This window comes from Variovorax sp. 3319, assembly GCF_031456585.1.
In the GTDB taxonomy this organism is placed as follows: Bacteria; Pseudomonadota; Gammaproteobacteria; order Burkholderiales; family Burkholderiaceae_C; genus Variovorax; species Variovorax paradoxus_P.
Genome location: NZ_JAVDUZ010000014.1, coordinates 103,543 through 116,365 on the forward strand (window position 1 = coordinate 103,543; position 12,823 = coordinate 116,365).

14 protein-coding genes, 1 tRNA gene and 1 riboswitch are annotated in these 12,823 nt (G+C 65.1%); of the genes, 3 read left to right on the top strand and 12 right to left on the bottom strand.

The window, feature by feature from the left end; all coding sequences use genetic code 11:
- Nucleotides 1-25: 25 nt before the first annotated feature.
- Nucleotides 26-328, top strand: coding sequence for a hypothetical protein (locus J2X67_RS24945; RefSeq protein WP_309957542.1), 303 nt, complete (start codon nucleotides 26-28; stop codon nucleotides 326-328).
- Nucleotides 329-350: 22 nt separating this feature from the next.
- On the opposite strand, the gene J2X67_RS24950 is transcribed toward J2X67_RS24945, so the two are convergent.
- Nucleotides 351-1,307: a YafY family protein gene (locus J2X67_RS24950; RefSeq protein WP_309957544.1), complete on the bottom strand. Its 957-nt coding sequence runs from the start codon at nucleotides 1,305-1,307 to the stop codon at nucleotides 351-353.
- Nucleotides 1,308-1,402: 95 nt separating this feature from the next.
- On the opposite strand from J2X67_RS24950, the gene J2X67_RS24955 reads away from it, so the two are divergent.
- Nucleotides 1,403-1,807, top strand: a complete 405-nt coding sequence (locus J2X67_RS24955) for a GFA family protein (protein ID WP_309957546.1) — start codon at nucleotides 1,403-1,405, stop codon at nucleotides 1,805-1,807.
- A gap of 17 nt (nucleotides 1,808-1,824) precedes the next feature.
- Here the strand turns inward: J2X67_RS24955 and J2X67_RS24960 are convergent, their stop codons facing one another.
- The 9 genes from J2X67_RS24960 to J2X67_RS25000 all read right to left on the bottom strand — a co-directional run bounded on the left by J2X67_RS24960 (nucleotide 1,825) and on the right by J2X67_RS25000 (nucleotide 9,564).
- The gene (locus J2X67_RS24960; protein WP_309957548.1) at nucleotides 1,825-2,040 is read right to left on the bottom strand and encodes a hypothetical protein; all 216 of its coding nucleotides are present in this window, start codon (nucleotides 2,038-2,040) and stop codon (nucleotides 1,825-1,827) included.
- A gap of 125 nt (nucleotides 2,041-2,165) precedes the next feature.
- On the bottom strand, nucleotides 2,166-2,366 hold the full coding sequence (locus J2X67_RS24965; RefSeq protein ID WP_309957550.1) for a hypothetical protein: 201 nt from the start codon (nucleotides 2,364-2,366) through the stop codon (nucleotides 2,166-2,168).
- Between the two features lie 669 nt (nucleotides 2,367-3,035).
- Nucleotides 3,036-3,929: a LysR family transcriptional regulator gene (locus J2X67_RS24970; RefSeq protein WP_309957552.1), complete on the bottom strand. Its 894-nt coding sequence runs from the start codon at nucleotides 3,927-3,929 to the stop codon at nucleotides 3,036-3,038.
- Nucleotides 3,930-4,146: 217 nt separating this feature from the next.
- Nucleotides 4,147-4,222 (bottom strand) — tRNA-Asn (locus tag J2X67_RS24975).
- 89 nt (nucleotides 4,223-4,311) lie between these two features.
- Nucleotides 4,312-6,474: a TonB-dependent siderophore receptor gene (locus J2X67_RS24980; RefSeq protein WP_309957554.1), complete on the bottom strand. Its 2,163-nt coding sequence runs from the start codon at nucleotides 6,472-6,474 to the stop codon at nucleotides 4,312-4,314.
- Between the two features lie 11 nt (nucleotides 6,475-6,485).
- Entirely contained in the window at nucleotides 6,486-7,418 is a 933-nt protein-coding gene (thiE, locus tag J2X67_RS24985) for a thiamine phosphate synthase (RefSeq protein ID WP_309957555.1), read from the bottom strand.
- Entirely contained in the window at nucleotides 7,415-8,242 is an 828-nt protein-coding gene (locus tag J2X67_RS24990) for a thiazole synthase (RefSeq protein ID WP_309957556.1), read from the bottom strand. The genes thiE and J2X67_RS24990 overlap by 4 nt, the downstream gene beginning before the upstream one ends.
- Before the next feature lie 30 nt (nucleotides 8,243-8,272).
- A complete protein-coding gene (gene thiS, locus J2X67_RS24995) occupies nucleotides 8,273-8,476 on the bottom strand; it encodes a sulfur carrier protein ThiS (RefSeq protein WP_309957557.1) in 204 nt (67 codons plus the stop codon).
- Nucleotides 8,473-9,564 (bottom strand): FAD-dependent oxidoreductase, encoded by a 1,092-nt coding sequence (locus tag J2X67_RS25000; protein ID WP_309957558.1) that lies wholly within the window; start codon nucleotides 9,562-9,564, stop codon nucleotides 8,473-8,475. Before J2X67_RS25000 ends, thiS begins: the two co-directional genes overlap by 4 nt.
- A gap of 140 nt (nucleotides 9,565-9,704) precedes the next feature.
- Between J2X67_RS25000 and thiD the strand changes: the two genes are divergently transcribed.
- Entirely contained in the window at nucleotides 9,705-10,568 is an 864-nt protein-coding gene (thiD, locus tag J2X67_RS25005) for a bifunctional hydroxymethylpyrimidine kinase/phosphomethylpyrimidine kinase (RefSeq protein WP_309957559.1), read from the top strand.
- Here thiD and J2X67_RS25010 read toward each other — a convergent pair.
- Together J2X67_RS25010 and J2X67_RS25015 are read right to left on the bottom strand one after the other, a co-directional pair.
- On the bottom strand, nucleotides 10,519-11,874 hold the full coding sequence (locus J2X67_RS25010) for a cytosine permease (RefSeq protein ID WP_309957560.1): 1,356 nt from the start codon (nucleotides 11,872-11,874) through the stop codon (nucleotides 10,519-10,521). The genes thiD and J2X67_RS25010 overlap by 50 nt on opposite strands.
- Nucleotides 11,875-11,950: 76 nt before the next feature.
- A riboswitch (TPP riboswitch) is annotated at nucleotides 11,951-12,058 on the bottom strand.
- Between the two features lie 27 nt (nucleotides 12,059-12,085).
- Nucleotides 12,086-12,820, bottom strand: a complete 735-nt coding sequence (locus J2X67_RS25015; protein WP_309957561.1) for a TetR/AcrR family transcriptional regulator C-terminal domain-containing protein — start codon at nucleotides 12,818-12,820, stop codon at nucleotides 12,086-12,088.
- Nucleotides 12,821-12,823 lie beyond the last annotated feature (3 nt).

Genomic DNA, 12,823 nt, shown 5'->3' on the forward strand with positions numbered 1-12,823 from the left:
CTTGCGTCACGCTCCAGCGCCGAACATGAGCTCATCGACCGGTGGCCTTTCGGCGCACATCCTGCCCACGTCGGCCACCATGATCGGCGTGTGCATGACTGTGATGTCGATCGGCCACCTGGGCCCGCGCGACGACATGCGGCTGCTGATCGACCGCATGCTGGCCATCGACGCACTGGTGTTTCTTGCCAGTGCGCTGCTGTCCTTCATCTCGATGCGGTCGCGCAAATCGGGCGTCCGCCTGGAGGCGTGGGGCGAGGTGGTGTTCATTGCCGGGCTCGCGCTGCTGGCGCTGGGTGCCGTCACGCTGGCCTTTGCCTTGCGCTGAGCACTAGCGGAAGCCAACGCAGCTAATGCCTCGCGGCCTTGTCGAGCCGAGCTGCCACCACCGCAAGATGCCCGACCAGTTCCTTGGGCGATTCGATCTCGAAATCGTGGCCCAGGCAGGCCAGCCAAACCGCCAGCGCATCGAGCGAATTGGCGCCGGTTTCGATGCGGGTGCGGCTGTCGTCCAGTGCTTGAGGCGTGCCGCCGACCCAACCCAGGTGCGGCTCGAGTGCCTTGGCCGGCGCGTACACCACCACGCGGGCATGGTGCAAAAACGGCGACACCGTGAGCGCGTGCTGCATGTAGGCTTCGATGTCTCCATGGGGCAAGCGCCGCGCCGTGAAGCGGGTGCCCGTCGGCACCGGTTCGTCGATGCGGTCGAGGCGAAAGGTGCGCCAGTCCTGGCGCGCCGTGTCCCAGGCCAGCAAATACCAGCGCTGCCCGGTCTGCACCACCCGGTGCGGCTCTACCGTGCGCGCGCTCGCAGCGTCGTGGTGGTCGCGATAGTCGAAGCGCAGTTCCAGCCTTTCCGTGCAGGCCTCCGCAAAGAGTGACACCGCTTTCAGCCGGACCCCGGACTTGCCACGCATGACCGGCACCACCGATGCGCGCACGCTGTCCAGGCGGCGTCGCAAACGCTGCGGCATCAGTTGCTCGAGCTTGGCCAGTGCGCGCATCGATGCGTTCTCGATGTCGCCCGCCGCAGCTCCGGCCGGACTGCTAAGGCCCAGTGCCACGGCAATGGCTTCCTCGTCTTCGAGCAGCAGCGGCGGCAGCGACGTGCCAGCGCCCAAACGGTAGCCCCCCGCCACGCCGGACGTCGAATCGACCGTGTAGCCAAGACTGCGCAGCCGGTCGACGTCACGGCGCAGGGTGCGCTGGGTCACTTCGAGCCGCGCCGCCAGATCGGCGCCGGTCCATGAACGTTGGGCCTGGAACAACGACAGGAGCCGTATCAGGCGGGCAGAGGCAGACAGCATGGACGAATGATGCCTCTGATCGAGGACAGAAACTGTCCGCAATGCGGTTTAGCCTTGGTTCTCCAGATCACACAGCCCACCGAAAGGACACGACCATGAAGAAGACCTACAACGGAAGCTGCCACTGCGGCAAGGTCCGCTTTCAGGCAGACATCGACCTGAGCGAAGGCACCGGCAAGTGCAACTGCTCTATCTGCACCAAGACAAGAGGGTGGGGCGCCATCGTCAGGCCGGATGCGTTCCGGATCCTGGCGGGGGAGCAGGAGCTGTCGCTCTACCAGTTCAACACACACAGCACCGAGCATCTGTTTTGCAGGCACTGCGGCGTTCGCCCCTTCGGGCGCGGCAACGTGCCGGAGATCGGGGGCGCCTATGTGAGCGTGAATGTGACGTGCCTGGACGACGTCACGGTGGATGAACTGGCCAACGCGCCGGTCCGCTACATGGACGGGCGCAACAACAACTGGTTTGAATCGCCGGTAGAGACAAGGTATCTCTGAACGGGCGAGGGGCAGGCTCAGGATTCTTTTTTTCCGGAGTCTTTTTCAGGCAATTGCGCGTCGAGCTCATCCTTGATGCTCTTGTCTCCACGCAACGCCAGGTACAGCACGGCACCCAGGCCAACCACAGCAACGGAAATCAAGGCGAACAAGCCTCCACCGAAGGACCACCACCAGAACAAACCGCTTGCAACAAGTAGCAGCGCAACCAAGAGTAAAGAATTCAAGTGCATGGCCCAAGCCGATAGTACATTGGCGGTAATGTACGCGGCGTTACTGTTTTGCGGCTGACTCGCGCGCCGGGAAATACCCTTTTTTCCACGATATTTCGTTTTGCGCGGGGTGCCTGTGCCGCGGCTCAGGGATTGTTCAGCGGTGGAGCGTCGTAAATTTCGCGCAGGCTTTCAAGTTGCTGCTGCGCTACGCGAAAGCACTCGTGCAATTGCTCCTTCGTCGGCTCCGGATAGCCCGGCGGTGGCTGCAGCGCATTGCCAAGGCGCTCCCACGACGCCTCCCAGGCCAGCTTTGCGATCGCGCGCGCATCCGAGGACCTCGACATCATCTTCCTCCGGTTTTTTTGATGGCATCAATGATGCGGGTGCGCTGCCAGGATTCAAGAGGGATGGGGTAGCCTGCCAGGCGCCAATAAAAACGTCTGGCAGCAGCTGAAAGTCGACCTGTCCGATTGCCGCAGCCGCGCGCTCGCGTTGCACGGCAAGGTGCAGCAGCGCCAGTGTGCAAATCACTGCCGCCATTGCGGCGATTACCCACCAAAGAGCCCTTGCTGCTTGCGCGTCTGGGCCATTTCTCTTGTCACGATCTTGCATCTCAACCTCCTAATCGAGAAGCGAAGATCGAGTTGTTTCAAAATTGCAGATGTCAGACAAAGCCGCGACCGTTTGTAACGTGGTTGCCGTGCGGCAGCTGAATAGGGCGACAGGAAAAAACGAGAAACTGTACAAACATACAGTATGATCGCCGGGCTGGTCTCTGGCCCGCAAGTCGGCGAAGTCCGACAAAGCGGCCAGCGCTTCCAAACCTAATTTGCCGTTGCCCCGATCCTTGGTTCTTCCTCTCGGGGCCCTTGACGTGGCGACATCGTCAGGGCTTCCGCCCAGCCTTATGGCTGGGCTTTTTTTTGCGTGGCGGAGCGATCGGATTGTCCCGCCCATATTCAGCATGGCCTCGCAGCCTTGCAGCGCGGCAAGGCTGCTCGCAAAGGCTACGATCATCCTCTAGCCGGCAACCTGCTGATGATGAGCTCGGCCATCGGCGAAGGCGTGCGGCCGCGCAATGTGACAACGCCCATTTCTGTCGACTGCGCAGGCAGGTCGCTGGCCTCCAGCGGGTGAAGTTTGCCGGCCGCAACCTCTTCCTCCACTGCGGCATGCGGAGCGGCCAGTACCGACTCGGAGGCGAGCGCCACTTTTTTCAGCAGCTCGATGTCGTCGCATTCCAGAGCGAGCGAAAGATCGGCCGGCGACGCCAGGCCAAGCAGGCGGGAAACCGCAGCGCGTACGACGGCAGGCAGCCGCACCGAGAGAACGCCGTGCGACCAGAGCTGCTGCAGCGAGACCGACTTGCGCGCTGCCAATGGGTGACCTGCGCGCACGTAGAACCCTCCCGGTTGGCGGTGCAAGGCACGAATGTACAGATTGGGGTCGGGTGGCAAGTCCCTGGTGTCGGCAACGAAGAACTCGATGTCCTCCTCGACCAGGCGCTTCAGCAGCAGTTGCCAATTGCTGATCTCCACGCGCAGGTTGATGCCCGGAAATTCGCGTCGCATGCCGGTCATCAGCTGCGACAGAAAAGTTGCCGCCGGAAAAGGGCCAACGCCGAACGCCGTGTCGCCCAGGCTGCGGCTGCGGTAGAGCTCCACGTCGCGCTCCAGGCAGCGACTGTTGAAGACGAGCTGCCGGGCGCGTGCAACGACGAATTCACCGGCCGGTGTAGTCACCACTTCGTTCGTTCCGCGATCGAACAACTGCAGGCCCAGCTCGGCTTCCGCCGCCTGGATGCTGCGGGTCAATGCGGGTTGGCTCAGGTGCACCTGTTCGGCAGCCCGAATGAAGCTTCGCCGATCGGCCACGGCAACGATATGAGTCCAGCGCTTGAGGTCCATGGGGCTCCTTGCGGCCCAGCGATGGGCAATTGCGTCCAGTGCATTGATTGTGGATCGCCAGGGATATCGGCTGAGCAACCTGCCATGGTATTTGGATGACCATGCCGCTTGAATGATGGGCGAACTTTGCGTCGATGCCCAAAGCGGAGCTTCCAAAAGTAAATGCCCCGCTACCTTTAAAGTAGCGGGGCATTCAGAGGCCTTTATGGCTTTGTAGTGGCTCCTCGACCTGGGCTCGAACCAGGGACCTACGGATTAACAGTCCGGCGCTCTACCAACTGAGCTATCGAGGAACAAGCCTCAGATTATAGCGTGATTTTTTCGGCCTTTCGAACCCACGAATACGTCCGCGATAAATTTTTGAAAATTTTTTGAGCGTTGCTCACAGCGACACGCTCAGACCAAGCCGCAGCGTGCGCGGCGCACCTGGAAACAGGTACACATGGCCGAACTGGTAGGGCGATTCTTTCCAGTAGCGGCGATCGAACAGGTTATCGACGGCAAGGCTCCAGCTCGTCTGAACACCGCGCAACCTGGTGTCGTAGCGCAGCACCGCATCAACGCGGGTCCATGAGGGCAGGGCGATCGATCCATCGGGCAGCACATTGCGCCGGCCTTCGTGCGAAAGCTGCCCGAGCACCTCGAGGCCGGGCACCGATGCAACGCGGTATGCGGCCTGCGCGCGCAGCACCTGCTTGGGCACGTTGGTAGGCCATTGGCCGTTGATGGAAGGCTCAGCGGTGCTGCCGCGGCGCTTGGCATCCATGAGCGTGACGCTGCCGCCAAGGCGCCAGGGGCCGGTGTTCCACTGCGCGCCCGCTTCAAGGCCGCGATGCGCCGCGCTGCCGTCGTAGCGGCCGTCGCAAGGCGTGGTGCCCAGGCGGCTGCAGGCGTCGAGGTTCGTCATCGGGCGCTTGATGTCGAACCACGCAAGCTGCCAGTTGAAGACATCGTTGCCGCCCTTGAGCCCAAGCTCCCACTGGCGCGAGGTGAGTGCGGGCAGCGCCTCACCGGCATTGGTGTACTGCGAACTCTTGTTCGGCACCACCTGCGACTCCACGCCCTTGCCCCAGCTTGCATATGCCAGCAGCCCGGGCTGAATGGCGTAGCTGGCGGCAACCCACGGCGTGGTGATGCCGTCCTTGTAGCCGGTGGGCCGCGAACCGTCGGTACGAATGCTGTCGCGATCGAGCCGCGTGTGGCGCACGCCGATCCATGTCGTGAAGCGGCTGTTCCAGCGAATGGCGTCTTGCACCGAAAGCTCGGTCGAGCGCTCGTCGCGGTTGGTGTTGGTGTCTGTGAGCGTGGGGTCTGGCGGCACGATGGCCGTTGCCCAGATGTTGCCGGTGCCGACATAGTTGTAGGCCTGGTCCTGAAAGCGATTGCGCACGCGGCTTGCGAGCAAGCCAAAGCCCAACTCATGCCGCACGCTGCCGGTCATCACGTTGCCCTTGAGGTTCAGGCTGCCCGCGGTCTGGGTGCGGCGCTCGTTCTCGCTGCGAAAGTCGTAGAAGTCGAAGGTGCCGTCGGAGCAGTAGCGGTCGTAGGTGCCTTCGGCGCCGCAGCCGAATGCGTAGGCCAGGCGGTCATCGGTCTTGAGCCGCTGTTGCCCGATTTGCGCGCTCCAGCGCCAATCGGCATTGAGCGCCTGGCTGAAGCGCACGCTGCCGGTAAGCGCGTTGAACTCCGAAGGCTGCGACCACGGCTGGTTGTTGAGGTTGATCTTCGGATCGACCGGCGCGGGCAGCGTGTTGCCCAGCAGGCTGAAGCCGTTCTGGCTCGGCTGTGTCTTGTGGCTGCGCTCGATTTCAAATTCGAGCACCGAGTCGCGCGTCATACGCCAGTCGCCGGCCAGCGAAAACATGTTGCGGTTGCCGTCGAGGTTGTGCGTGAGCGGCTTGAGGCTTTCATTCACCACGTTGAGTCGATAGCCGAACTCGCGATTCGCACCGAAGCGTCCGCCAAGATCGAGCGCGCCCAGCACGCTGCCGCGGCTGGTGGTTTCGAGGCGCAGCGTGCGCAGGTCTTGCTCGGTCGGCCGCTTGACCACGTAGTTGACCAGCCCGCCCGGCGCGCTGGTGCCGGCCTGGATGCCGCTGGTGCCGCGCAAGATTTCAACGCGCTCTTTGTTGTCGAGCGGGATCGACGTTTCAGCGCTGATCGGCAAACCCTCGCGCCTGTAGTTGAAGCGGTTGTCCAGCACAAAGCCGCGCACGGTCAGGTAGTCCCAGTAGCCGGCGGAGTTGTAGGCATCGGTCACCGATGAATCGAACTGCGTAAGGTCGGCAAGCCGGCGCGCACCGCTTGCGCGAAGCTGCGTGCTGTCGATGACGGTGGCAGAGAGCGGCAGTTCGCGCACCGGCACGTCGCCGAAGCCGCTCACATCGGCTTGGGGCGCCGCATTGCTTTCGTTCACCGTGATGGCGGGCAGCTCTGTTGGCTGCTGGGCCTGCGCGCCGCCGGCCGCCAGGAGGAGGGCGACAGCCGTTGCACGCGACACCGGCGACAGCGGCCATGCGGGAAAAGGAAATTGCTTTTTTGTCATTCTTGTCTCGTTCATGCGGCGGCTGCGCTCATGGCCGCCATCCATTGAGCGGCCATGGCCTCCGGGTTGTCTGCGGTGACAAGCGCGCGTACCACGGCGACGGAGCCAACGCCGGTGGCAAGCACTTCCGGCAGGCGCACCGCATCGATGCCGCCGATGCCCACTTGCGGATAGCCGCGCAACAGGCGCGCATACGCTGCAAGCCGCGCTACGCCCTGCGGAGCGGTTGCCATCTTCTTGAGGGTGGTCGGGTACACCGCGCCCATGGCGATGTAGCTTGGGCTCACCGCATCGGCGCGCACCATCTCGGCATAGCCATGGGTGCTGACGCCAAGGCGCAGACCGGCACCGCGTATCTGCTGCACCTGTGCAGGCGAAAGCGCATCCAGGTCTTCCTGGCCCAGGTGCACGCCGTAGGCACCGGCAGCAATGGCCGTTTGCCAATGATCGTTGATGAAGAGCAGCGCGCCGGTGCCGCGCACCGCGTCGACGGCTGCTTGCACTTCGCGCTCGATGGCCGCGGCGTCGTCCGATTTGAAGCGGAGCTGCACCGTGGGCACGCCCGCACGCGCCATGCGGCCGACCCATTGCGCATCAGGCAGCACGGCATACAGGCCGAGCCGTTCGGGACAGGGTGCAAAGGCGTCGTCGCGCGCAGCGGGCGGAAACGCGCGCATGCCGAAGTCGGCGGGCGTTTCGGGCCACTGGTCTGCATCGAACGCGCCGGTGCGCACCGTCTGTGCCTGCCATGCGAGCGCAAGGCATTCGGCGTCTATCTCGATGAAGCCAAGCGCCGAGCAAGCCTGCTTTGCGCCGCGGTACACCGGGTCGTCCGAAGAAAAGCTGCCGGCTGAAATGGCCGCGGCCGTGATGGCGCCAAAGCGCAAGCCATGCGCCGCAACGATGGCGTGGGCAACAGCCCGATGGTCGTTCAACGCGGTCATGCTGTGTGATGCCAGAAGGGCGTGCCGAGCACCGGGGTGCTTGGCTGCGCGGAGTCTTGCGCGGCCATCGCGCCAGAGCGGTAGGCCGTGCGGCCGGCTTGCACCGCATCTGCAAAAGCACCTGCCATCGACACCGGGTCTTGCGCAAGCGCAACTGCCGTATTGAGCAGCACGCCGTCGTAGCCCCATTCCATGACCTGGCAGGCATGCGAGGGCAGGCCCAGGCCCGCATCGACCAGCATCGGCACACTCAGCCGCTCGCGCAGCAACTGCAGCGCATAGGGGTTCACCGGGCCGCGGCCGGTTCCAATGGGCGCGGCCCAGGGCATGACGGCCTGGCAGCCCACGTCGACGAGGCGCTGGCACAGCACAAGGTCTTCGGTGCAATAGGGCAGCACCTGGAAGCCGTCGCGAATCAGCTGCGATGCCGCATCGACAAGGTTCAGCGTGTCGGGCTGCAGCGTGTAGTCGTCGCCGATGAGTTCGAGCTTGATCCACGGCGTGTCGAACAGCTCGCGCGCCATCTGCGCGGTAGCGATCACTTCTTGCACGCTATGGCAGCCGGCAGTGTTGGGCAGCACCGGCACCGCGAGCCGGCGCAGCAATTCCCAGAAACCGTTGCCGCTGTCGCTTGCGCCGGGGCTTGCGGACTGGCGGCGCAGCGACGCCGTCAGCATGGCGGGCCTGGCGCGCTTTACCGCGGCTTCGAGCAGGTCCGGCGACGGGTAGCGCGCGGTGCCCAGGAGCAGGCGGCTGTGAAAGGTCTGGCCGTACAGAACCAGTGGATCGCCGTCTGGAACGGAAGGGATTGAAGAGGTGGTCATGGTTTTTGTCTCCGTCGCTATGTCATTTGTTCACCCGCCCGTCACGGGGCGGATCACTTCGATGCGGTCCTGGGGTTGCAGTGCACGCGCCGCATAGCCCGAGCGCGGTACAAATTCGCGGTTCACTGCCACCGCAAAAGGCGGCACGGCGTTCAGCGCGGCCAGCGCATCTACCAGCGTGGCGCTTTCGGGCAGCGCAAAAGGCTTGTCGTTGATCAGCACGTCGATCGTCATGTTTCGGAAATCTCCAGGCCAAGCCCTTGCGCAAGAGCAGAGCGGCCGTGCACAAGCAGTTCCATGGCTGCGTCGAGCACGGCGGGCGCGATCATGAAGCCGTGGCGGTACAGGCCGTTGATCTGCAGCACGCGCGGGTGCACCTGGCGGATGGCGGGCAGGTTGTCGGGCAGCGTGGGGCGGCATTGCGTCGCAATCTCGAGAATGCGGGCCTCGGCAAAACCGCTGTGCACCGCGTAGGCTGCGCTCAATAGCTCGAGCGTAGAGCGCACGCTGGCGGGCGACATATCGTCCGATTCGATCTCGGTCGCCCCAATCACGAACACGCCGCCGGGCTTGGGCGCTATGTAGAGCGGATATCGCGGATGCACCAGCCGCGTGGGCCGTTGCAATGCCACCTCCGGCGCATGCACGCGAATGACTTCGCCGCGCACGCCGCGCAGTGCATTCCATTGAGGTTTTGCTCCCAGGCCGCGGCAGTCGATCACGCGGTCGGGCTGGCCGGGGGCGCCCGGAGAGAAATCGCTTGGTGCGCGTGGCGACTGCCAGTGCAGCTGCACGTTCGGGCTGGCCTCCAGCGTGGCGAGCAGCGATGAGAGCAGAGCGCGGTTGTCGAGCTGGCCTTCTCCGGGGAGCAAAAGCCCCTGTGCGAAGCGCTGGCCCAATGAAGGCTCGAGCGCGGCGATGCCGCTGCCGTCGAGCGTTTGCATGGGGGCGAGTTCGGGCACCTGCTGGCCGGTGCGGGCCAACACGCGCGCGAGCCGCGCCGCCTCGGCGGCATCTTGCCGGTGCCAAAGCACCAGCGTGCCCTCGCGCTGAAAGAACACAGGTTGCGTGAGCGGCGCCAGCAGTTCGGGCCAGCGCGTCAATGCGTAGTGGCCCATGCGCACCACTGAAGCTGGAGCCACTGCGGATTCAGCCAGCGGCGCGAGCATGGCGGCCGCCACGCGCGCCGCCGCGCCTTCGGCCGTGGGACCTGCTGCATCGAACAACTCGACCTTGCAGCCGGCCCGCGCCAGCGTGACCGCGAGCAGGCGGCCCATCAGCCCCGCGCCGAGAATGGCGGCCGATTGAAACGGAAGGCTCATGGCGTTGCTCCTTCCCCCGCTGTGGGAAGGTTGGGATGGGGGCGGGCAGAGCGCGCAACGGATGCGCCGATTGCCCCCAGCCCGACCCTCCCCCGGGAGGGGAGGGAGCAAGGCAAGGCGAGTCGCCGATAATTTTCAGCATGACCCAAGCTGCACACTCCGACGCGCCCCAAGCGCCCCAGCGCTACGTGCGCGTGCTCTCGATTGCCGGCTCCGACAGCGGCGGTGGTGCGGGCATCCAGGCCGACCTGAAGACCTTCGCCGCGCTCGGCTGCTACGGCATGACCGCGATCACTGCGCTCACCGCGCAGAACACGCGCGGCGTGTCGGGCATTCACGGTGTGCCGCCGGCTTTTCTCAAGGCGCAGATCCAGGCCGTGGTCGAAGACATCGGTGTCGATGCGGTCAAGCTTGGCATGCTGCATGCGCCCGAGGTGGTCGATGTAGTGGCCTGGGCCATCGATCACTACCGGTTGCCGAATGTGGTGCTCGACCCGGTCATGGTGGCGACCAGCGGGGACCGCCTGATTGCCGCAGAGACGGTCCAGGTGCTGGTGCGAGAACTGTTTCCGCGCGCCGCGGTGGTTACGCCCAATCTCGATGAAGCCGCCTTGCTCATCGGCCACGCCATCGACGGCGTCGATGCGCTCGACGGAGCAGCCGAAGAACTGCTGGCACTCGGCGCGCAAGCTGTGCTGCTCAAAGGCGGGCATTTGCCGGGTGACGAAGTGGTCGATGTGCTGTTGGGGCGCGGCGGCCTGCGCAAGCGCCTGGCCTCGGCCCGCATTGCAAGCCGCAACCTGCATGGCACCGGTTGCACGCTGTCGTCCGCGATAGCCGCGCACCTGGCGCTGGGCCTGGAGTTGCCCGAGGCCGTGGAGCGCGCACGCGCGTTCGTGCTCGGTGCCATGGCGGCGGGTACCAACGTGCAAATCGGCAAGGGGCACGGTCCGCTCAACCACGGTTTTGCGCCAGTGCCGATGCACCGCCTGCCGTTGCTGTAGATGCCGGCTTGGGCCGGCTGAGCCACGCCAGCAAGAAGGTTGCCGCCAGCGTTGGCAGCGCAGAGCCGAACTGGGGCGCCCACTTGGCCGCGGCGTGATAAGCCGCAATACCGGCGATCCAGATCAGCGCCGCGCCAAGGTCGACACGGCGGTTGCCGGCCGAGGCAATGGCCCGGCCTGCGCCCAGCCTTCCCAAGATCACGCCGTAGAGCGGCACGAACACCGAGCTCAGCATCAGCAGGAACGGCTCGAGCGTGTGCATGGGCAGCACCAGCGCCAGGGCGGTGCACAGCGCCGCAATCAGCAGGCCCCAGCGCCGCACGCTCCAGCGCGGCAGCAGGCTGTGGGTGGACACCGCGCCCGAGTACACGTCGCCGTAGGCGTTGTCGAGCTCGTCAATGAGGATGAGGCCCAGCGCCACCAGGCCGCCTTGGGCGAGCAGCAATGCGGTAACCAGCCCGGTGCCTGGCTCGGCCACGCTCACAACCATCACGCCCAGCGCATAGCACCAGATGTTGGCCAGCGCGTAGCCGAGCCAGGTGCCGGTGAATGCGCTGCCCAGGCCACGCTGTCCGTTCGCGCTGCGTTTGCCGTGCCGCGCATAGTCGGCCACCAGCGGCAGCCAGGACACCGGCATTGCAATCACCAGGTCGAGCGCGCTGAACATGCCCATGCCCCCGGCACCCGGATGCGCCCAGAACGCGTCCAGCCCCTTGGCCTCCAGCCGCGTTGCGAACTGCCAGGTGAGCCACAGCAGCGACAGCACCACCAGCGGCAGGCCGAAGCGACTGACGAAGCGCCGCACCAGCTTGACCATGGAGCCTGCGAGCAGCGCCAGCAGCACCGCGCCCCAGATCAGGGTGGTAAGCGCGCTGCCCAACGGGCCGGTGAGCGTAAGGCCGAACGCCTGCTGGCCGATAGCCTGCGTGCCTTCACGCATGATTACCAGTTCGAAGGTAGTCCAGCCCACCAGCTGCACGATGTTGAGCAGCACCGGCAGTCGTGCGAAAGCGCTGCCGTAGGTGGCGTGCATCAGCCCTGCGCTTGCAAGCCCGGTTTCACAGCCGAGCCGTGCCGTCCAGGCCAATAGGCCCGCGCCGAGCAGCGAGCCCAGCACAATGGCAATGGCCGCATCGCGTGTGCCCACCGCCGGCACCAGGTAGGCGCCGATCTGCATTACCAGCAGCCCCACGCCCAGGCTGAACCAGAGCGAGGCGTGGTCGTGCCAGCCGAACACGCGCTGTGACGCGGGCAAAGGCGTCAGCGCCTCGTTGGCCGAAGAAAAATTGTCGTTGTCGTGTGCCATCCAGTTGCTCCAGTGCAAAAGGTTTGGCAGGTGGGCGAGGCTCCGGCGGCGGAGCCATCACGCGAGACAACGCGACAGGCCGCCGGACCAGCTTCCCTGCGCGAGGATTACCTCAGTCAGGTTCAAAGGGACTCTCTCAGTCAGCCCCGGAACTTATTCCGGTTCGACACCCCTAGCGGTGGTGCTCCGCGCCGTGGCGCAAAAGCGGAAACTATTGTACGAGCCTGCGCGCAAAAGCTTCCAAACCATCGATGACGATCTGGATATGCCGCTCGAAGCTGCTGTCCAGCGGCACGGCGGCGCCGTTGTCCCACCGCACGATGAAAGCCTGGTTTGCCAGCAGCGGCAGGTTGCGCGTGAGCACCGGGTGATCGAGCGGGCGAATGGTGTGGACGCGCTCGCGCAATTCTTCGGCCCAGGCCTGGGTGTTGTCCGCGGGCAGGGGCGAGAACTCCATCGTCACGAACCCGAGCATGGCCGCGATCACGCAGTTGTACGCCTCCAACAGCGGTTGCCCTTCGAACCCGGCTTCGACCAAGGCTGCAAGCACGCCTTCGACCAGCTCGGTGGGCAGGCTGCCGTTCGACACCAGTTGCGCGCCCAGCAACTGGGCCACGTTGGGGTGGCGGCGCACTGCCGCCCGGCAGCGGCGAAACAGTTGCGCAATCCATTCCTGCCAGCCCGCTTGGCCGGGCGGCGGCGTGACGTCGGCCATCACCATGGCGGCCACTTCGGCAAGCAGCGCCTCGCGGGTGCTCACATGCCAATGCACCGTGGCCGGGTAGACGCCCAGGCGCGCCGCAATCTCGCGCATGCTGAAGGCGCCGAGGCCGAACTCGTCGATGTGGGCCAGGGCGGCTTGGGCGATGAGCCGCTTCGACAGCGCGCCACCGCCGGCGGGGCGGCCCGCGGTCTTGGGTTTGGTTTCGGGTGCGGTCTTCTTCATGGA

Coding starts and splice junctions, on each gene's coding strand:
- thiD (WP_309957559.1), top strand. CDS start 9,705: ATGACCCAAGCTGCACACTCCGACGCGCCCCAAGCGCCCCAGCGCTAC.
- thiE (WP_309957555.1), bottom strand. CDS start 7,418: ATGACCGCGTTGAACGACCATCGGGCTGTTGCCCACGCCATCGTTGCG.
- J2X67_RS24945 (WP_309957542.1), top strand. CDS start 26: ATGAGCTCATCGACCGGTGGCCTTTCGGCGCACATCCTGCCCACGTCG.
- J2X67_RS24970 (WP_309957552.1), bottom strand. CDS start 3,929: ATGGACCTCAAGCGCTGGACTCATATCGTTGCCGTGGCCGATCGGCGA.
- J2X67_RS24955 (WP_309957546.1), top strand. CDS start 1,403: ATGAAGAAGACCTACAACGGAAGCTGCCACTGCGGCAAGGTCCGCTTT.
- J2X67_RS24950 (WP_309957544.1), bottom strand. CDS start 1,307: ATGCTGTCTGCCTCTGCCCGCCTGATACGGCTCCTGTCGTTGTTCCAG.
- thiS (WP_309957557.1), bottom strand. CDS start 8,476: ATGACGATCGACGTGCTGATCAACGACAAGCCTTTTGCGCTGCCCGAA.
- J2X67_RS25015 (WP_309957561.1), bottom strand. CDS start 12,820: ATGAAGAAGACCGCACCCGAAACCAAACCCAAGACCGCGGGCCGCCCC.
- J2X67_RS25010 (WP_309957560.1), bottom strand. CDS start 11,874: ATGGCACACGACAACGACAATTTTTCTTCGGCCAACGAGGCGCTGACG.
- J2X67_RS24990 (WP_309957556.1), bottom strand. CDS start 8,242: ATGACCACCTCTTCAATCCCTTCCGTTCCAGACGGCGATCCACTGGTT.
- J2X67_RS24960 (WP_309957548.1), bottom strand. CDS start 2,040: ATGCACTTGAATTCTTTACTCTTGGTTGCGCTGCTACTTGTTGCAAGC.
- J2X67_RS24965 (WP_309957550.1), bottom strand. CDS start 2,366: ATGTCGAGGTCCTCGGATGCGCGCGCGATCGCAAAGCTGGCCTGGGAG.
- J2X67_RS24980 (WP_309957554.1), bottom strand. CDS start 6,474: ATGACAAAAAAGCAATTTCCTTTTCCCGCATGGCCGCTGTCGCCGGTG.
- J2X67_RS25000 (WP_309957558.1), bottom strand. CDS start 9,564: ATGAGCCTTCCGTTTCAATCGGCCGCCATTCTCGGCGCGGGGCTGATG.